This window comes from Tsukamurella sputi (assembly GCF_007858445.1).
GTDB classification, from domain to species: Bacteria; Actinomycetota; Actinomycetes; order Mycobacteriales; family Mycobacteriaceae; genus Tsukamurella; species Tsukamurella sputi.
Genome location: NZ_VIGV01000169.1, coordinates 1 through 552, shown reverse-complemented (window position 1 = coordinate 552; position 552 = coordinate 1). Strand labels below are relative to the sequence as shown.

Below are 552 nucleotides of genomic sequence, written 5' to 3'. Positions count from 1 at the left end.
GTCTCCGGGGCGAAGACGGCCGCGCAGGTGAACTCCGAGACGTCGGCCGTGGTCTCGAAGGTCCCGAAGGCACCGCTGCCCTTGGCGTGGGGCTGGCGCTCGGGGATCCGTTCGCGGTTGAACTGCGCCATCTGCTCGATGAGGTAGTGATCGTGCAGGACGATGGGCCCGGCGTCACCGACGGTCAGCGAGTGCTCGTCGCTGCCGGCCGGTGCACCGGAGTCGGACGTGGTGTAGTTCGGGTTCTCGGACAAGGTTCGACACCTCCGCGTATTTGATTGTCGTTCAGGGCTGTTCACACCCGTCGGGCTGAACGACGGGCGGAAACGCGGTGCGGTTCCCACCGTACCCGCGTTCCGCCGGCGGCGCCGGGCCCGTCAGGACCTGGCCTCGAGGCGGCCCGGGAGGCGCCGCATGACCTCCTCCAACGGACCCGTCGGGCGATGGCGGAACCACGCCGTTGCGAAGCCGAAGGCGCCCACCGTGAACGCGAGCCACATCGCGGTGCCGCGCCAGTCCGTCTCGAGCCACGCCTGCTGGCGCGAGTCCTGC

At 69.9% G+C, this 552-nt stretch carries 1 protein-coding gene; it reads right to left on the bottom strand.

The window, feature by feature from the left end; all coding sequences use genetic code 11:
* Positions 1-254: catalase (locus FK268_RS23665; protein ID WP_146437895.1), on the bottom strand; the 254-nt coding region annotated here is incomplete at its 3' end.
* Positions 255-552 lie beyond the last annotated feature (298 nt).